The organism is Arthrobacter sp. Cr_A7 (genome assembly GCF_029222765.1).
Classification (GTDB): domain Bacteria; phylum Actinomycetota; class Actinomycetes; order Actinomycetales; family Micrococcaceae; genus Arthrobacter.
This window is the reverse complement of sequence record NZ_JARHXQ010000259.1, coordinates 1-16,810: the sequence shown is the minus strand read 5'-3', so window position 1 is coordinate 16,810 and position 16,810 is coordinate 1. Positions and strand designations below refer to the sequence as shown.

Below are 16,810 nucleotides of genomic sequence, written 5' to 3'. Positions count from 1 at the left end.
TTACGATGGCAGCCAGATCCCGGCTGCCCCTTTTGAAAGGCCTCAATGACTGTTGTACCCCTGCCTCTCGAGCAGAACCATCGCGGCGACACCCTGGTCCACGGTTCCGACGGCGGCTCCGAAGTCCGGCGTTCGGTGCTGCCCGGCGGAGTGCGGGTGCTGACAGAGGCGATGCCCGGGCAGAGGTCGGCCACCATCGGTTTCTGGGTGGGCGTCGGTTCCCGCGACGAGGCCCCGGGCCAGCACGGCTCCACCCACTTCCTTGAACACCTGCTGTTCAAGGGCACCAAGCGCCGCACCGCCCTGGAAATCGCGTCAGCCTTCGACGAGGTGGGCGGCGAGTCCAACGCCGCCACTGCGAAGGAAAGCACCTGCTACTTCGCCCGGGTCCTCGACACGGACCTGCCGATGGCCATCGACGTCATTGCGGACATGATTACCGGCGCGGTTCTGGACCCTGCCGAGATGGAGCAGGAACGGGACGTCATCCTCGAGGAAATCGCCATGGACAGCGACGACCCCACGGACGTCGCCCATGAGCACTTCGTCTCGGCCGTCCTTGGCAGCCACCCCCTGGGCCGGCCCATCGGCGGGACCCCTGCCGCGATCAAGGCCGTTGCCCGCGACTCCGTCTGGGAGCACTACCGCCGCTACTACCGGCCGGATGAACTCGTGATCACCGCGGCCGGCGGGCTGGACCACGACGTCGTCTGCGACCTTGTGGTTGACGCCCTTGAATCGGCCGGCTGGTCCCTGGAGACGAACGCCTCACCCGTGAAGCGCCGCTCAACCGAACGCGCCCTCATCACCGGTACCGCCGGTCTGCACGTGGTCAAACGCGCTGTGGAGCAGGCCAACATCATCATGGGCTGCCCCACCATCGTCGCGACCGACGACCGCCGCTACGTCATGAGCGTCCTGAACGCTGTCCTGGGCGGGGGCATGTCCTCCAGGCTGTTCCAGGAGATCCGCGAAAAGCGCGGCCTGGTCTACTCCACCTATTCGTTTGCGTCCTCCTACGCTGATGCCGGCTACTTCGGCATGTACGCCGGGTGCACGCCGTCCAAGGTGCGGCAGGTGCTGGACCTGCTGGGCCTTGAGCTGGACAAGCTCGCGGAGCACGGCATCTCCGACGACGAACTCCGCAAGGCGGTCGGCCAGCTGTGCGGCGGCATCGTGCTCGCCTTGGAGGACACCGGTTCACGGATGTCCCGCCTGGGCCGCGCAGAACTCGTTTCCGGTGAGTACCAGGACATCGACGAAACGCTCCGTCTCATCAAGGCGGTGACTGCCGAGCAGGTCCAGGACCTGGCAGCCGAGCTCGCGGCGGCCCCGCGGACAGTTACTGTGGTTGGCCCGTTCGAGGAAACGGAAACCTTCGGTCTCTGACCTTCACAACGAAGTCACACGCGTTGAGCCTGCGCGGGCTTACGATGGGGCCATCCGTCGTTGCTGCGCGGTGTCGGAACTGGTGTGAGGGGTGGAACGCATGAGTGAAACCCCTTCGCCCCATGATCACCCGGCACTGTCCAGCCTCCTCGGCCACTGGCGCGGGAGCACGCGCCTGGCTGCCGGCCCGTGGGGACCGGAACGTACCGTGGAAGCGGACGTTACCTACCTGCGGGTGGCCAGTGGGTTCGGCGTTGTGCAAACATATAGCCACCGTGAGCCGGACGGGACGCACTACGAAGGCCACGGCATGTTCACTGTGGACCCTGACCATCCTGATGTTCTCTGGTACCACGCGGACACCACAGGTCCGGTGCCGGCGGTTCCGGACCGCTGCACCTGGCGAGGGGGTGTCCTTCGTGTGGAGCGCCACGGCAGTGCCGGCTGGACCCGCCACTCAGTGCGCCTTGACGGTGACGTCCTGATACATGTGACGGAGCTCCGGTCGCGCGAGCCTTCCAGGACGCAACCCGGCGGCGGGAGCGCTGAAAATGCCGGCGCTGATGGCACAGGCTCGGCTTATACGCTGTTCATGACCTCAACGTTCACGCGGGCCTGACGGCCGAAGTTCCCCAGGATACTTTCTGATGAGCGAGGCGCCGGGTTCACGCCAGTACGATTCACGTCAGGACCGGAATACAGTTCCCCACGTCCCAGTTTTCCAGGGCCATGTCCTTTTGCGGGTCCGGTGGGAGGACGACGGGCATGGCGTAGAAGTCGTCCCACGCGGGGTCGTAGGGTGCGATGTCGCCGGCGTCGATGAGGTTGTTGTCTTCTGGTTCTTCACAGGGTGGTTCCAGCAGGTGCGGCACGTTATTCATTTCCTGAACCAGTATGCTGTCCGGCCAGATGGTTTGTTCCCGGTCGGGTTGCTCGCTGGTGTAGTGGCGGCCGGTGGGTGAGGTCCAGCCTGGTGGTTTGGTTCTTGTTGCTTCTGTTGGTGTCCAGCCGCTGTTGTGTTTGAGGCGGTGGTGCTTTGGGCAGAGTTGTGCCAGGTTGCTGATGCCGGTTGTTCCGCCGTCTTGCCACGCGGTGAGGTGGTCGGCGTCGTTGTCCAGGGCGTTGTTGTTGCAGCCGGGGAAGGTGCATTTGCCGTCCCGGAGGGCCAGGGATTGTCGCATTGCTTTGGTGATCCGGTAGTTGGTGCGGCCTATTTCGAGGGGTGCTCCGTCGCGTGGATCGACGAGGACGCGGGTGAAGGAATCTGTGCCTTCCGTGAGGAGTTTGCGGGCCATGGACGCGGGGATGGGGCCGTAACCGTCGAGGCTGGCGGGTTCGTCGGTTTGGCCGAACAGGGCGAACACGGGGACGGTGACGATGACGTCCGCCCGCGGGGTCGGAATCTTCCCGACTTCCGGGTCGCCGGGAAACGCGCCGGTTCCGGGATCGCTAAGGCTCGTGGTTCCGTGGTCGCCGGCGCTGCCCGCCTCCATGGACGCCGCTGCCAGGGCGTCGGGGATGCCGAGGTCTGCTGCTGGTTCGTCTGACCCATCGAGCGTGGCAAGCCCGATGAACCCTTCGGGGAGTTGTTGAACAGCTGCACCGTTGTCTTGGGAAGCCCGCCCGGGGGTGCGGATGCCGGTGTGGCAGGCGCCCGCGCTGTTGCTGTCCGGGATCCTGTCGTCCGCCCCGCTGACCCCCGCCCCACTGGCCCCCGCGGTGCGGCCACCCGCCGTGGCGGTGGTGCCGGTGCTGAGGAGGCGGCGGGTGAACTCGTCAGCTTTGATCTGAGTAAGGGTTCGGGTTTCGTTGGGGCGTTGCAGGCCGCGGGCGATGGCCGTGGTTCTGTTCCAGGCCGCCAACGCGGAGTCGGCCGGGAGGTAGGCCGAGATCCAGGCCATGCCGTCCCGGTCAGGGGTGAATTCGACCCGCCGGTCCGCAACACCCTTCGCGTGCCGTTTCTCGATCGACTCCGGATGATGCCGCTCCCGCCAAGCCCGCACCTTTGACCTCAACCGTGAAGGCACCAGCTGCCCAGCCGGACAGCCCCGCGCAGGATTCGGCGCATCCGGGTCCAGGAAATGATCCGCCAAGGCCACAGCGCCGGCGTGGTCCAGGTTCTCGGTTTCGTCGGCGATGATCCGGGCGTGCTGCCATGAGAGGGACCCGGTGGACAGCGCCTCAAAGGCGGTAGGCAGCGAGCACACCCTACGGGACTGGGCCAGGAACGCGGCCGCTGCCCCGGAGCTGACGGTCAGGATCCCGGCGATTTCTTCCACTGCCGATATTTCCGCATAGGTGCGGTCGTGGGTGGAGGCGCCGGGCGGGGTCAAGGCCTGCTGCAGGTCGAGGCACTGGACGGCATCACGGGCCTTGAGCGCGGCGACCTGCGCCTCGAGTCGCTTTTCCAGGCCCAGCCGCTCCAACCGGTTCCGGTAGAACCGGTCCAGCAGATCAACGCCGTCGCCATCAGCCCCCAGCGAAGCAGCCGCAAGGGCTTCCTCTTCAAGGAACAGCGCGTTCATGGCAGCCGTGGTGGCAAAAATACCCTCCATTGGTGCTGCCATGACCGCGCCGTTTCCCATAGAAGAATCATCGCGGGAGGCACTGACAATTTGTGGTGGAGCAGCTGCGACGGCAGGAAACAGCGCTGTCCCGTCAGCTCCGGAGCCCCTGCCGTTTCCCATACAGGAATCATCGCGGGAGGCACTGACATTCTGGCCGCCAGCACTCCGTCGGGCGGATCCGCGGCATGACCAAGGGGCGGATATGCCACGAGCCGCTGGGAAATCGAGCCGCTACGGAAACCGCCCACTATAGAAATACGGCGCGGTGAGGGCTTTATCCGCCGGCGAACGGAGGCAGCACGTCAACCACATCATCGGGTCCCACAACGGTTGACTGGTCGCGCACCGCCACCTCGTTGAGCAGGAAGCTGCTGCGCGACAGGATGCGGGCCAGCGGGGGAGTGCCGGCAGGCGGTTCGGGGCGCTCCACGGACAGGACGGCTTCGAGCAGCTCCGCCACGGTAGCGCCTTCCGGCAGGTCGAACTTTTCTTCCTCAACACCCGCAGCAGCGCGCGCGGCAGCGAAGTAACGTACATTCATCACAATTCAGCCCCCGATGGCGCTCATGCTGCGGTCCGGCTGGACGAAGTCCGGAGCGTCAAGTCCCACGTGGTCCATGCCGTGGGCCTTTGGTTTGATCCACATGGCATCCTGCCACCGCCGTGCCAGGTCGTCGTCGCCGGCACCTGACCGCAGGAGGCCCAGGAGGTCGAACTCTTCCCGTGAGAACAGGCAGCTCATGATCTTGCCCTCGGCTGTAATCCGGGTGCGGCGGCAGTCCGAGCAGAACGGCTCCGTCACTGAGGCGATAATTCCTACGGTGCCCAGCACGGGACCGGTGGCATCAGCGGTGCCGGCCACCCGGCGTCGTACTTCAAAGCGTTCGGCAGGGGCGCCGTCACGGGCCCGGGGATCCGGGGTGAGGACGAAGTCGGCGGACAGCAGGCCGCGGATCTCCGCCGCCGTGATCATGTTCCGCCGCGTCCAGCCGTGGTCGGCGTCCAGCGGCATCTGTTCGATGAAGCGCAGCTCGTACCCGCGCCCCAGCGCCCAGGCGAGCAGCGACGGCGCTTCGGCATCATTGATGCCCCGCATCAGCACGGCATTGAGCTTGACCGGGCCCAGCCCGGCGGCCCACGCGGCATCCACGCCGGCCAGGACCTGGTCCAGGAACGGCCGGCGGGTCAGTTTGGTGAAAGTTTCCTCGTGCAGGGAGTCCAGCGACACGTTGATGCGCGTCAACCCGGCAGCCTTCAGGGAGGCCGCCTTCTTGGCCAGGCCCACAGCGTTGGTTGTCATGGAGATGGGCAGGGCGGGATGGTTGCGACGCAGTTCCGTGATGATGCCCACCAGGTCGTGCCGGACCAGCGGTTCGCCGCCGGTGAGCCGCAGTTCGCGGACGCCGAGGTGGTCCACACCGATCCGGACAATCCGGACAATCTCGTCGGCTGTCATGACGGCCTGCTTCGCGAGCCATTCCAGCCCCTCGGCGGGCATGCAGTACGTGCAGCGGAGGTTGCATTTGTCCGTGAGGGACAGCCGCATGTCGGTGGCCCGGCGCCCGTAGCGGTCCACAAGCCCGGCCCCGGCATCCGCCGGGCGGGCAGCCGGGACCGACCGGTCATCCTCCCGGGGCTGCGGCATTCCTAGCTGGACAGTCATGAATTCAGGCTACGCCACGATAGGCCGTAGATCACACCGATGACCACGGAGTGGGCTGCAGGCAGAATCCCCTGCGGGCCGGCGCTCCCCGCCAGCCGCGAACCTATGCTGGAGGTGTGAACAGCTCCCAGCCCCAGCAGGAAACGCACGACGGCGGCACGGGCCTTGGGGAGCGCACCGGCAGTCTCCGGCACCAAGAGTTGACGCAACGCTCCCGGCGCCGCTTTGCGGCGGCCGCCGGTGCTGTCGCGGTGGGTGCCGCTGTGGTGGCAGGGGAGCTCCTGGCGGGAGCGTTCAGCCCCTCACTTTCACCGATGACGGCGGTGGGCGGCGCCGTCATCGACGCTGTTCCGCCCGGCGTCAAGGATTGGGCCGTGGCGCTGTTCGGGACGGCGGACAAGGTTGCCCTTCTGGTGGGCATGGGGCTGGTCATCGCAGCCCTGGCCGCACTGGCCGGAGCTGCGGAAGACCGGCGTCGCTACGCCGGCGTGGTGATTGTTGGCGTGTTCGGGCTGGTGGGAGTGGCGGCGGTCCTGACGCGTGCCCACTTGACGCCCGTAGCCCTGGCCCTGCCGCTCGTTACCGCGATCGTTGCTGCACTTCTGCTGGGATACCTGATCCGCAGGCTGCAGGAGTGGGCCGGCCGGGCGCCCAACAGCGCCGTTGCGCCCGGAACCGCACGTCGGCGCTTCCTGCAAAACCTGGCCGGAGGTGCGGCAGCCACGGTGATCGGCGGAATCCTGGCAGGTATGTGGCGCGGCGCCACTGCCGGTGTCAGCGAAGCGAGGGAACGTGTGAAGCTTACCAGGGCAGCATCGCCGGCGCCGCCCATCCCTGCCGGAGCGGAAGCCGGGCTGGACGGAATGCAGCCACTGGTCACTCCCAACCGCGACTTCTACCGGATCGATACCGCCTTGTCCGTGCCAGCGGTCAATCCCGACACCTGGGTCCTGAAAGTCACCGGCATGGTGGACCGCGAGATCGAATTGGACCTCGCCGGGCTCCTGGCCAAACCTTTGATCGAACGGCATGTGACCATCGCCTGTGTGTCCAACACGGTGGGAGGGGACCTGATCGGCAACGCCCGCTGGCTGGGCTGGCCCGTGCGCGAACTGCTGGCCCTGGCAGGTCCGCAGCCGGGCGCCGACATGGTGCTTTCGCGCAGCACCGACGGCTGGACTGCCGGTACCCCGCTGGACGTGCTCACCGACAGCAGGGACGCCCTGCTGGCCGTGGGCATGAACGGCGAACCGCTGCCGCTCGAACACGGCTTCCCCGTCCGCCTGGTGGTACCGGGGCTGTACGGGTACGTCTCCGCGACAAAGTGGGTCACCGAACTCAAAGTCACCAGGTTCGCCGACGATGCCGCCTACTGGACACCCCGGGGTTGGTCCGAACGGGGGCCCATCAAGATGTCGTCCAGGATCGATGTGCCCCCGGGCGGGCGGCGGTCCGTGGCGCCGGGGACGGTGATGTTCGGTGGCGTCGCCTGGGTGCAGCATACGGGCATCAAAAAAGTGGAGCTTCGGATCAACCGCGGGCCGTGGCGGGAAGCCGGCCTTGCCCCCGGTATTTCCGTGGATACCTGGTACCAATGGAAGCTCGGGGTGGACCTGACCCCTGGGCAGTACGAAGTCCAGGTCCGCGCCACCGACCTTCGCGGCACCGCGCAGGACGAGCAGGCAAGGCCGGTCGCGCCGGACGGAGCCACGGGGTTCCACACCGTTAGAGTGGACGTGAAATCCTGACGGCCGCAACCGAAGGCGTACCTATGACCAGCCCGCACCCGCACGGCCACCTCCATGAAGCAGTGCACCGGGACGCCGCCCACCGGGCCCGGTCCGTCGCCGACCACCTGGCAGCCGTCACAGAACTCCTCCGGCCCCTGGGAGCACAGGCACGCACGGAGGTCCTGCCCTTGTCCCAGGCCCTGGGCAGGGGCCTCGTGCACGGAGTCCTGGCGCCGGTGAGCCTCCCGCCCTTCGCCAATTCCCAAATGGACGGCTACGCCATCCGGTGCAGCGACGTGCCCGACGGCGGCGCAGAGTTGCGTGTCGCAGCCCCCGTTCCGGCCGGGGCCGGGGCAGTCGCGCTGGCGCCGGGAATGGCAGCGCCCATCATGACAGGTGCCATGATCCCGGCGGGGGCTGACGCCGTCGTACCCATTGAACGGGCCGCTCCGGACCGCTTCCTTGCCCCAGGGGAGGAAGCGGCGGTGCAGCTGCCGGCCACTGAACCGGGAACATTTGTCCGTGCGGCCGGAAGCGACATCACTGCGGGGGAGCGGGCCCTGGCTGCCGGCACGTTCCTGGGCCCGGCCCAGCTGGGGCTGCTCGCCGCCCTCGGCATCCCGGAGGTGACGGTGTACCAACCCGTCAGCGTGCTACTGGTGACCACGGGGGACGAGGTGGTGGAACCGGGCCTGGAGCTGTCCGTCGGCAAGATCTATGACGCGAACGGGACGCTCCTGGAAACGGCCATGAAGCAGGCTGGTTTGCGGGTCCTGCGCGCCGGGATTTCCACCGACAACCCCAAAGAACTGCAGAACCTGCTGCGGAGCCAGGGCGTGGACGCAGACCTGATTGTCACCACCGGCGGAGTGAGCAAGGGCGCCTACGAAGTGGTGCGGCAGGCGATGGCGGACCAGCCGGTCGAGTTCCTGCATGTGGCCATGCAGCCGGGCGGACCGCAGGGGATCGGGACCTTCGACGGCATCCCGTTCCTTGGCTTCCCGGGAAACCCCGTCAGCTGCCTGGTCTCCTTCGAAATGTTCCTCCGCCCCGCACTCTCAGCGCTGCTCGGCGCACCGGCACCACGGCTGCCTCTCCGCGCCCGGCTCCGCCACGCGCTCACGTCCCCGGAACACAAGCACCAGGTGCGGCGCGGCAGCCTCCAGCCGGACGGCACAGTGCAGCTCGAAGGCGGCGAAAGCTCCCACCTCATGCACGCCCTGGCCGGATCCAACGCACTCGTCCATGTACCCGAAGGAGTATCCGCGCTCGCCGCCGGTGATGAGGTGGAAGTATGGATGCTGTGAATTCAGAACAGACCCCCGCCGCGCTGACGCACCTGCGCCAGGACGGCAGTGCCCAGATGGTGGACGTCTCCGCCAAGGCAGAAACCACCCGCGAGGCCACGGCCACCGCCACGGTCCGGACCACGCCGGAGGTGATGGCCCTCCTCGGTTCCGGCGGCCTTCCCAAGGGAGACGCCTTGGCCGTCGCACGGGTGGCCGGCATCATGGCGGCCAAAAAGACCCCGGAGCTGATCCCGCTGTGCCATCCGCTGCCGCTGTCCAAAGTGACGGTGGACTTCGAGTTGGCAGCGGACTTCGTCGCCATCCTGGCAACCGTGAAAACCCGTGGCGTCACCGGCGTGGAAATGGAAGCACTCACCGCGGCGTCCGTGGCCGCCCTGAGTGTGTACGACATGATCAAGGCCGTGGACAAGCACGCGGTCCTTACCGAAATCAAGGTGCTGGCCAAGAGCGGCGGCAAGAGCGGAGACTGGGCACTGTGACCACCCCGAGCATCCCCACGACGTATGGTGCCCCCGAGCCGCACCGGCACGGTGACGTGCAGGGCCGGAAAGCCGGCGTGGTCATCGCGTCCACCCGGGCGGCCGCAGGGATTTACGACGACGAAACCGGCCCCGTGATCACCGACTGGCTGACCGAACACGGCTTTGACGTGTTCCCGGCCATGGTGGTCCCCGACGGCGAGCCCGTGGGGGCCGCCATCCGGGCGCTGCTGACCCAGCGTCCCGCCGTCGTGATCACCAGCGGCGGCACGGGCCTGAGCCCGGATGACCGCACCCCCGATGTCACCCTGCCCCTGCTTGACCGGGAGATTCCCGGGATCATGGAGGCCATCAGGCGCGCCGGTGCGGCCAAAACGCCGCTTGCCGCCTTGAGCCGCGGTTACGCGGGCGCGGCGGGAAGCACGTTCATCATCAATCTCCCCGGATCACCGAAAGGGGTCATGGACGGACTAAGCGTCCTGGACCCGGTGATCGGGCACCTCTGCGACCAGCTGGAAGGCGGACATGGGCACTGAATCAGCATTCGAGGTAGTTTCTGCAGTCCTGAGTGCGGAACCCATCTCCGTGGACCAGGCCATCGCCGCCGTGGAAAGCGACACCGCCGGCGCCGTGGTCAGCTTCAGCGGCGTGGTGCGCAACCACGACGGCGGAAAGCCGGTTGACCGCCTCAGCTACAGCGCGCACCCCACGGCACACCAGGTGATGGCCGACGTCGTCGCGCGGCTCGTGGCGGAGCAGCAGGCATCCGGAACCGGAACTGACACCCCGCCGGTCCGCATCTGGGCCGCGCACCGCATTGGCATGCTGGAGATCGGCGATCCCGCCCTGGTGTGTGCCGTTTCCGCTGCCCACCGCGGCCAGGCCTTTGCCGTGTGCTCGGAACTGGTGGACCGGATCAAGGAACAGGTGCCCATCTGGAAAGAACAGTTCTTTTCAGACGGAACCGTGGAATGGGTGGGCGCGGGAAGCTGACGCTTCCTGCGAGGTAACGCACGCTCCCGGTTCCTCGGCGTGTGCGGCACGCCGGTAGGCTTAGCGCCATGACCGAACAACTTCCCGATCCCAAACTGGTGGCCGTCCTGGGCGCCAACGGACGTATGGGCGCCGAAGCCGTAAAAGCCGTTGAAGCCGCCCCCGACATGAAGCTGGTCGCAGCCTTGGGGAGGGGCGATTCGCTGGAGCAGGTGACCGCTTCCGGTGCCCAATTCCTGGTTGACCTGACCGTTCCGGAAAGCACCGAGGCGAACGTCCGCTTCGCCGTCGAACATGGCATCCACGCCGTCGTGGGCACCACGGGCTGGGACGCCGGCCGCCTGTCCGCGCTGGAAGCACTGCTGGCGGAACACCCGGAAACCGGCGTGCTGATCGCGCCCAACTTTGCCCTGGGCTCGGTGCTGGCATCCGCGTTCGCCGCGAAAGCCTCAAAGTACTTCGAATCCGTGGAAATCATTGAGCTGCACCACCCGGACAAAGTGGACGCGCCGTCCGGCACGGCTGTCCGGACCGCGCAATTGATCGCTGCCGAGCGCAGCGCAGCCCAGGTCCCGCCCAGCCCGGACGCCACCACCAGCGAAGTAGCCGGCGCCAGGGGCTGCGAGGTGGACGGCGTTCGGGTCCACAGCGTGCGGCTCCGCGGGCTCGTGGCACACCAGGAAGTACTCCTGGGCGGTCCCGGTGAGCAGCTGACCCTCCGCCACGATTCCTTCGACCGTGCTTCCTTCATGCCCGGCGTCCTCCTCGGCGTACGCAACGTGGCAAGCCACCCGGGCCTCACGGTGGGCCTGGACGGCTACCTGGACCTGGGGCTTTAGGCCGTGGGCAGGTTCCTCGCAGCCTTCCGGAAGAACCGCACCAAGATCTGGGTGGGGGCCGTGACGCTGCTGCTGGTCTTCTACCTGGTGGTGTCCTTCCAGCGCTCGGTCCTTCTCCTGACGGACAGCAACCTGGCCGCACAGGCCATCGGGGCTGCCTATCTGGTGCTCCCCGTCATTGGTGCCTGGGCCCTGATCCGCGAGCTGATGTTCGGTGCCCGCACCGAGCAGATGGCAAAGGTCCTGGAGGCTGAAGGCGGGCTGCCCGTGGACGAACTGCCGCGGACCCCCGCCGGGCGGATTGTCCGTGCGGCTGCCGATGCCGAGTTTGAAAAGTACCGCGCGGAGGCGGAGGCTGCCCCCGATGACTGGCGTTCCTGGTTCCGGCTGAGCTGCGCCTACGACGCTGCCGGCGACCGCAAACGGGCCAGGGCGTCCATGCGCGACGCCGTCCGGCTGTTCCAGGGCAAGGTTCCCGCCTAGTCAGGGCGGGGGTCCTGCCCTACCGGAGGGCTTTGGCCTGTCCCTTGCCCACCTGGCTGGCTGCATGCCCCAGCCATTCCAGCGGGCCGCGCCACTTCAGCAGGACGAACACCATGCCCACGATGATGGCGGTGGCCGCATGGGCGAAGTACATCCCGTCCTCGGTCCACCCGGCAGGCAGCGGCTTCAGGTAGAAACCTGAAACCACCCAGACGTGGACGGTGTACAGGGTGAGGGTCATGGCCCCGGCTCCGCGCAGCGGCAGCAGCAGGTCCAGGTCCACCCACTCGGCAAGCCGGCCCAGAAGCAGGCACGCACCGATCACTGCCGCCGCCACCGCCGAGGTGTGCAGCAAGTCCAGCGTGGTTCCCGAATGCGGGGCCGCAGATGCCAGCCACCACCATGATCCTTCCTGCGGGATCCCGGTCAGGTTGACCTGCAGGACGCTGCCCAGGGGGTAACCCGGCGAATTCAGGATCGCTTCCAAGGCAGCCCTGCCGCCCCAGTTCTCCATGGCCATCACGCCCAGGGCCTTCGCCGCGACGGCCACTGCCGTTCCCGCCACCAGCAGCACCACCGGAACCAGCGCCTTGGTGAGCATCAGCCTGCCGATGACAAGCCCCACCAGCAGGTACGACAGCCACTGGAACACCGGGTAGTAACCGGTAAAGAACAGGTCGGCGAGCAGGCGGGAGGGAGTGGCCAGATCCTCCCAGGACGGGTTGTGCCCCAGCTTCAGGGGAGGCTCCGCGGCGAGCAGCCATGGCCGCAGGAGGTAGGCCAGCACCGGGGACGCCAGGATCCAGCCGGCGGCCCAGGCGCAGAGGCGTTTGATCTCCAGGCCCAGGAAGGGCAGGACGCAGAGGAACAGTACGGCGTAATGGACCAGGATGATGGCCAGGTTCACTTCCACGCCGCCCAGGGTGAGCCCGACGGCGGCAATCACCAGGGCGCGCAACGCCACGCCGCGCCGGGCTGCTGACAGTTCCGGACCGGCCAGGGGCTTGTGCTTCCCGGTGGACAGCGCCAATCCCACCCCCGCCAGCACCGCGAACAGGGCGGCCGCCCGACCGGAGAATGTCAGGCCGATCCATGTAGGTGTGAGATCGGCGTTCGACTCGAAGGTGGCCAGCAGGTGCGTGGCCATCATGCCCAACAGGGCAAGCCCGCGGGCAGCGTCAATACCTTGCAGCCGTGCCTGAACGGACGGTCCTGCCGTCTTCCGGGATGCTCTGGCGGGAGTGCGGGACGTCATGACCAGATAGTCTCACACCTGCCTATGAACCCTTCTGTCAAGAGCTGAAGAACCCCGGCTGGAGGCCTCCTACGGCCGACGCGGAACTCTTGTGTTCGAATATATGTTCGAATAGGATGGGCGGCATGCACACCCCATCACACGGAACCCCCGGCGCCGGACGGGACAGTTACGAGCCCGGCAGCACCGGACTCCTGAAGGCCATGAGCCCGGGCGTCGTGGACTTCCTCTTCCGGCAGCTGGTCGCCGGACGGCCTGCAGAAGACATTCAGTGGGAACGGGAAGGCATCAGCCTGTCCTCCCAGCCTGAGGGCGCCGAGCTTGCCCGCCGCCTCGCCGAAACGGACATCGACGCACTCACTCCGCTGGAGTTGTTCCACTACGTCAGGGCGGCCCAGCGGCTGGCCGACTGGGCCGAGGGCCTGAGGCAGGCCGCGGTGGGCCGGTACTGCCATGCGCCGGGGGAAGTGCCGAGGGAGGGAGGGGGCCCTGGCGCCTGATGAACTCCTAGGATGAAGTGGTGACCGAGACACTCCCTGTTGCCGTCGTCCAATATGAACCCGTCCGTTCTGAAGGCGGCGTCGAGCAGGAGCACGAACACGCCCGGCACACATCTTTCCGGCGCGGGTCGCTGCCCGGGGGAATCCAGGAAAATGTCGCGGAGCATGTGCGCCTCATCGAGGATGCCGATGCTCACGGTTCCCGCCTGGTCCTCTTCCCCGAACTGTCCCTGACCGGCTACCGCCTGGACCAGCTCGCGGCCGCGGACTCATGGCTGACGACCGATGACTCCCGCCTCAGCCCGATCCGTGAGATCTGCCGCCGGACGGGAATCACCGCTGTGGTGGGCGCTCCCTTCCGGGAAGTCGACGGCACCAAGCGGCTGGCCTCGCTGGTACTGCACCCGGACGGCAGTACCGAAACGGCATTCAAGACCCACCTGCACGGCCAGGAGCGGGAGCTGTTCGTACCGGGAAACGGAGCCGGCCTCATCGAGGTGGACGGCTGGCGGATTGCCCTGGCACTGTGCTTTGATGCCGCCGTTCCGGCCCATGCCGCCACGGCCGCCGACGCCGGGGCGGACGTCTACTGCGTCTCCGCGCTGTACACCCGAAACGAGGAGCATAGGCTTGCCCTGCATCTCGGCGCCCGTGCCATGGACTACCGCATGTTTACGCTCCTCGCCAACCTGGGCGGCAGTACGACATTGGGGGAGTCCTGCGGACTGAGCGGCGTGTGGAGTCCCGACGGCCTGCCCCTGGCGAGTGCGTCAGGAACGCGGACCGAAGTGGTGACCTGCCTCCTGCAACGGGGCGTCGTGAGGAGATACCGGACCATCCGGGGCGTTTCGACGCCCGGCAACCCCTAATTTGACGTTCATCACGCCCGTGGCATTGTCCTAACCAGCCGGGGACAGGGTAACGTTTTTTCCATGGCTGACTCTTCCGCGCACATCCCTGCCCTCGGTACCCTCCTGACCGCCATGGTCACGCCGTTCACCAAGGACGGCGCCGTGGACTACGGGCAGGCAGCGGCACTGGCCACCAAACTGGTGGACGACGGCTGCGACGGCCTGGTGGTCACCGGAACCACCGGCGAAACCTCCACCCTCACGGACGAAGAGAACCTGGGCATGTTCCGGGCCGTCAAAGAAGCCGTGGGCGGACGGGCGGCCATCATCGCCGGCACCGGAACCAACGACACCGCACACTCCGTGCACCTGTCCCAGCAGGCCGCAGCCCTCGGCGTCGACGGCCTCCTGCTGGTCACCCCGTACTACAACAAGCCCAGCCAGGCAGGCGTCCGCGCCCACTTCGAAACGGTCGCCTCCGCCGTCGACGTGCCCGTCATGCTGTACGACATCCCGGGCCGCTCCTCCATCGCGATCGAACCCGACACCATGATCCGCCTGGCGCAGCACCCCAACATCGTGGCCGTCAAGGACGCCAAGGCCGACTTCGTCGCCGCCACCCGCGTCATGGCCGAAACGGACCTCCTCTTCTACTCCGGCGATGACGGACTGACCCTTCCCTGGATGGCGCTCGGCGCCGTGGGACTGGTGGGCGTCACAACGCACGTGGCCACGCGGCGCTTCCGCGAACTCATCGATGCCGTCAACGCCAACGACCTCGGAACCGCCCGGAAGATCAACTTCGAACTCCAGCCGGTAGTCCGCGCAACCATGACCCGCGTCCAGGGTGCCGTGGCGGCCAAGCAGATTCTTAAATGGCAGGGAGTCCTGCCCAACTCGATTGTCCGTTTGCCCCTCGTGGAGCCGGACGAAGCCGAGATCGAAATCATCCGCGGGGATTTGGCGGAAGCGGGGCTGGTCTACTCCTGACGGCGAAGACCGGCACCCTTCCGCCTGGAAAGTAGTGCAATATGACCCAAATCGCCCTAACCGGCCTTGTCACCCCTCCGCGCCTGCCCCAGGGCACGCTGCGGATCGTTCCGCTCGGCGGACTGGGGGAAATCGGCCGGAACATGGCTGTGTTCGAAATCGACGGCAAACTGCTGATCGTGGACTGCGGCGTCCTCTTCCCGGAGGAAACCCAGCCCGGCGTCGACCTGATCCTGCCTGATTTCTCCTACATCGAAGACCGGCTGGACGACATCGTCGCCGTCGTCCTCACGCACGGCCACGAGGACCACATCGGCGCTGTCCCGTACCTGCTGCGGCTCCGCAACGACATCCCCCTGGTGGGCTCGCAGCTGACCCTCGCCCTGATCGAGGCGAAACTGCAGGAACACCGCATCCGGCCTTACACCCTCACGGTGGAGGAAGGCCAGGTTGAAAAGTTCGGGCCGTTCGAGTGCGAGTTCGTGGCTGTCAACCACTCCATCCCGGACGCGCTGGCCGTGTTCATCCGCACCGCAGGCGGCACCGTCCTGCACACGGGCGACTTCAAGATGGACCAGCTGCCGCTTGACGGCCGCATCACCGACCTGCGGCACTTCGCCAAGCTCGGCGAAGAGGGCGTGGACCTTTTTATGTCCGACTCCACCAACGCCGACATCCCCGGCTTCACCACCGCGGAAAAGGAAATCGGCCCCACCCTGGAACGGCTCTTCGGCCAGGCCACCAAGCGCATCATCGTGGCGTCCTTCTCCTCCCACGTGCACCGGGTCCAGCAGGTCCTTGACGCGGCGGCGAAGCACAACCGCAAGGTGGCGTTCGTGGGGCGGTCCATGGTCCGCAACATGGCCATTGCCGAGAAGCTCGGCTACCTGGACGTGCCGCCGGGGCTGATCGTGGACATCAAAAACATCGACAACCTGCCGGACAACCGCGTGGTGCTGATGTCCACCGGTTCCCAGGGCGAGCCGATGGCCGCGCTGTCCAGGATGGCCAACGGGGACCACCGGGTGGTGGTGGGGGACGGTGACACCGTCATCCTGGCCTCCAGCCTGATCCCCGGCAACGAAAACGCCGTGTTCCGGATCATCAACGGGCTCCTGAAGCTCGGCGCCGACGTGATCCACAAGGGCAACGCCAAGGTCCACGTCTCCGGCCACGCCGCGGCCGGGGAACTCCTCTACTGCTACAACATCCTCGAGCCGCTCAACGCCATGCCCGTGCACGGCGAAACCCGGCACCTGATCGCCAACGGCAAGATCGCCATCGAGTCCGGCGTTCCGGAGGCAAGCGTCATCCTTGCGGACAACGGCACGGTCATCGACCTCAAGGACCACCGCGCAGACGTGGTGGGCCAGGTTGAGGTGGGCTTCGTCTACGTGGACGGCTCCAGTGTGGGCGAAATCACCGACGCCGACCTTAAGGACCGCCGGATCCTCGGCGACGAGGGCTTCATCTCCATCATCACCGTCATCAACCGGACCACCGGCAAGGTGGTGTCCGGACCTGAAATCCATGCCCGCGGCGTGGCAGAGGACGACTCGGTGTTCGACGACATCATCCCGAAGATCAACGCAGCCCTTGAGGAAGCCGTCCTCAACCACGCGGACCACACCAGCCACCAGCTCCAGCAGGTAGTCCGCCGGGTAGTTGGCACGTGGGTCAACCGGAAACTGCGCCGCCGCCCCATGATCATCCCCGTGGTGCTCGAGGCCTGACAAAAAGCGCTGCCCCCACGGCAGCGCC

The 16,810-nt window shown here is 66.9% G+C and carries 17 protein-coding genes; 13 read left to right on the top strand and 4 right to left on the bottom strand.

The window, feature by feature from the left end; all coding sequences use genetic code 11:
• The first annotated feature begins 45 nt into the window (after nucleotides 1-45).
• The gene (locus P2Q66_RS15355; RefSeq protein WP_275729474.1) at nucleotides 46-1,389 is read left to right on the top strand and encodes a pitrilysin family protein; all 1,344 of its coding nucleotides are present in this window, start codon (nucleotides 46-48) and stop codon (nucleotides 1,387-1,389) included.
• Nucleotides 1,390-1,489: 100 nt separating this feature from the next.
• On the top strand, nucleotides 1,490-2,008 hold the full coding sequence (locus P2Q66_RS15350; protein ID WP_345795634.1) for a DUF1579 domain-containing protein: 519 nt from the start codon (nucleotides 1,490-1,492) through the stop codon (nucleotides 2,006-2,008).
• 61 nt (nucleotides 2,009-2,069) lie between these two features.
• Here P2Q66_RS15350 and P2Q66_RS15345 read toward each other — a convergent pair whose 3' ends face one another.
• From P2Q66_RS15345 to moaA, 3 genes are all read right to left on the bottom strand, one after another.
• Nucleotides 2,070-3,956, bottom strand: a complete 1,887-nt coding sequence (locus tag P2Q66_RS15345; RefSeq protein WP_275729471.1) for an HNH endonuclease signature motif containing protein — start codon at nucleotides 3,954-3,956, stop codon at nucleotides 2,070-2,072.
• Between the two features lie 274 nt (nucleotides 3,957-4,230).
• Nucleotides 4,231-4,497: a MoaD/ThiS family protein gene (locus P2Q66_RS15340; RefSeq protein WP_115525037.1), complete on the bottom strand. Its 267-nt coding sequence runs from the start codon at nucleotides 4,495-4,497 to the stop codon at nucleotides 4,231-4,233.
• Nucleotides 4,498-4,503: 6 nt separating this feature from the next.
• On the bottom strand, nucleotides 4,504-5,619 hold the full coding sequence (moaA, locus tag P2Q66_RS15335; RefSeq protein ID WP_181884809.1) for a GTP 3',8-cyclase MoaA: 1,116 nt from the start codon (nucleotides 5,617-5,619) through the stop codon (nucleotides 4,504-4,506).
• Between the two features lie 314 nt (nucleotides 5,620-5,933).
• Between moaA and P2Q66_RS15330 the strand changes: the two genes are divergently transcribed.
• From P2Q66_RS15330 to P2Q66_RS15300, 7 genes are all read left to right on the top strand, one after another.
• The gene (locus P2Q66_RS15330) at nucleotides 5,934-7,367 is read left to right on the top strand and encodes a molybdopterin-dependent oxidoreductase (RefSeq protein WP_275729477.1); all 1,434 of its coding nucleotides are present in this window, start codon (nucleotides 5,934-5,936) and stop codon (nucleotides 7,365-7,367) included.
• A gap of 23 nt (nucleotides 7,368-7,390) precedes the next feature.
• The gene (gene glp / locus P2Q66_RS15325; protein WP_275729467.1) at nucleotides 7,391-8,656 is read left to right on the top strand and encodes a gephyrin-like molybdotransferase Glp; all 1,266 of its coding nucleotides are present in this window, start codon (nucleotides 7,391-7,393) and stop codon (nucleotides 8,654-8,656) included.
• Nucleotides 8,644-9,138, top strand: coding sequence for a cyclic pyranopterin monophosphate synthase MoaC (moaC, locus tag P2Q66_RS15320; RefSeq protein ID WP_079595491.1), 495 nt, complete (start codon nucleotides 8,644-8,646; stop codon nucleotides 9,136-9,138). Before glp ends, moaC begins: the two co-directional genes overlap by 13 nt.
• 11 nt (nucleotides 9,139-9,149) lie before the next feature.
• The gene (locus P2Q66_RS15315; RefSeq protein WP_115525045.1) at nucleotides 9,150-9,674 is read left to right on the top strand and encodes a MogA/MoaB family molybdenum cofactor biosynthesis protein; all 525 of its coding nucleotides are present in this window, start codon (nucleotides 9,150-9,152) and stop codon (nucleotides 9,672-9,674) included.
• Nucleotides 9,664-10,131, top strand: coding sequence for a molybdenum cofactor biosynthesis protein MoaE (locus P2Q66_RS15310; RefSeq protein WP_275729464.1), 468 nt, complete (start codon nucleotides 9,664-9,666; stop codon nucleotides 10,129-10,131). Before P2Q66_RS15315 ends, P2Q66_RS15310 begins: the two co-directional genes overlap by 11 nt.
• 68 nt (nucleotides 10,132-10,199) lie before the next feature.
• Complete coding sequence (dapB, locus tag P2Q66_RS15305) at nucleotides 10,200-10,970, top strand: 4-hydroxy-tetrahydrodipicolinate reductase (RefSeq protein ID WP_275729463.1); 771 nt, start codon at nucleotides 10,200-10,202, stop codon at nucleotides 10,968-10,970.
• Between the two features lie 3 nt (nucleotides 10,971-10,973).
• Nucleotides 10,974-11,453, top strand: coding sequence for a hypothetical protein (locus P2Q66_RS15300; RefSeq protein ID WP_275729461.1), 480 nt, complete (start codon nucleotides 10,974-10,976; stop codon nucleotides 11,451-11,453).
• A 19-nt stretch (nucleotides 11,454-11,472) separates the two neighbouring features.
• Here the strand turns inward: P2Q66_RS15300 and P2Q66_RS15295 are convergent, their stop codons facing one another.
• Nucleotides 11,473-12,708: a heparan-alpha-glucosaminide N-acetyltransferase domain-containing protein gene (locus P2Q66_RS15295; protein ID WP_275729458.1), complete on the bottom strand. Its 1,236-nt coding sequence runs from the start codon at nucleotides 12,706-12,708 to the stop codon at nucleotides 11,473-11,475.
• Nucleotides 12,709-12,833: 125 nt separating this feature from the next.
• On the opposite strand from P2Q66_RS15295, the gene P2Q66_RS15290 reads away from it, so the two are divergent.
• From P2Q66_RS15290 to P2Q66_RS15275, 4 genes are all read left to right on the top strand, one after another.
• Complete coding sequence (locus tag P2Q66_RS15290) at nucleotides 12,834-13,208, top strand: hypothetical protein (protein WP_275729456.1); 375 nt, start codon at nucleotides 12,834-12,836, stop codon at nucleotides 13,206-13,208.
• 20 nt (nucleotides 13,209-13,228) lie between these two features.
• On the top strand, nucleotides 13,229-14,077 hold the full coding sequence (locus P2Q66_RS15285) for a carbon-nitrogen hydrolase family protein (RefSeq protein WP_275729454.1): 849 nt from the start codon (nucleotides 13,229-13,231) through the stop codon (nucleotides 14,075-14,077).
• A gap of 63 nt (nucleotides 14,078-14,140) precedes the next feature.
• Nucleotides 14,141-15,049 carry a 4-hydroxy-tetrahydrodipicolinate synthase gene (gene dapA / locus P2Q66_RS15280; protein WP_115525028.1) on the top strand — a complete coding sequence of 303 codons (909 nt, stop codon included), beginning with the start codon at nucleotides 14,141-14,143 and terminating at the stop codon, nucleotides 15,047-15,049.
• Nucleotides 15,050-15,090: 41 nt separating this feature from the next.
• A complete protein-coding gene (locus P2Q66_RS15275) occupies nucleotides 15,091-16,782 on the top strand; it encodes a ribonuclease J (RefSeq protein ID WP_079595485.1) in 1,692 nt (563 codons plus the stop codon).
• Nucleotides 16,783-16,810 lie beyond the last annotated feature (28 nt).

What these genes read in the sequence shown, in the direction of transcription:
- P2Q66_RS15355 (WP_275729474.1), top strand. Translation starts at nt 46, where the DNA reads ATGACTGTTGTACCCCTGCCTCTCGAGCAGAACCATCGCGGCGACACC.
- P2Q66_RS15350 (WP_345795634.1), top strand. Translation starts at nt 1,490, where the DNA reads ATGAGTGAAACCCCTTCGCCCCATGATCACCCGGCACTGTCCAGCCTC.
- P2Q66_RS15345 (WP_275729471.1), bottom strand. Translation starts at nt 3,956, where the DNA reads ATGGCAGCACCAATGGAGGGTATTTTTGCCACCACGGCTGCCATGAAC.
- P2Q66_RS15340 (WP_115525037.1), bottom strand. Translation starts at nt 4,497, where the DNA reads ATGAATGTACGTTACTTCGCTGCCGCGCGCGCTGCTGCGGGTGTTGAG.
- moaA (WP_181884809.1), bottom strand. Translation starts at nt 5,619, where the DNA reads ATGACTGTCCAGCTAGGAATGCCGCAGCCCCGGGAGGATGACCGGTCG.
- P2Q66_RS15330 (WP_275729477.1), top strand. Translation starts at nt 5,934, where the DNA reads ATGACGGCGGTGGGCGGCGCCGTCATCGACGCTGTTCCGCCCGGCGTC.
- glp (WP_275729467.1), top strand. Translation starts at nt 7,391, where the DNA reads ATGACCAGCCCGCACCCGCACGGCCACCTCCATGAAGCAGTGCACCGG.
- moaC (WP_079595491.1), top strand. Translation starts at nt 8,644, where the DNA reads ATGGATGCTGTGAATTCAGAACAGACCCCCGCCGCGCTGACGCACCTG.
- P2Q66_RS15310 (WP_275729464.1), top strand. Translation starts at nt 9,664, where the DNA reads ATGGGCACTGAATCAGCATTCGAGGTAGTTTCTGCAGTCCTGAGTGCG.
- dapB (WP_275729463.1), top strand. Translation starts at nt 10,200, where the DNA reads ATGACCGAACAACTTCCCGATCCCAAACTGGTGGCCGTCCTGGGCGCC.
- P2Q66_RS15295 (WP_275729458.1), bottom strand. Translation starts at nt 12,708, where the DNA reads ATGACGTCCCGCACTCCCGCCAGAGCATCCCGGAAGACGGCAGGACCG.
- P2Q66_RS15290 (WP_275729456.1), top strand. Translation starts at nt 12,834, where the DNA reads ATGCACACCCCATCACACGGAACCCCCGGCGCCGGACGGGACAGTTAC.
- dapA (WP_115525028.1), top strand. Translation starts at nt 14,141, where the DNA reads ATGGCTGACTCTTCCGCGCACATCCCTGCCCTCGGTACCCTCCTGACC.
- P2Q66_RS15275 (WP_079595485.1), top strand. Translation starts at nt 15,091, where the DNA reads ATGACCCAAATCGCCCTAACCGGCCTTGTCACCCCTCCGCGCCTGCCC.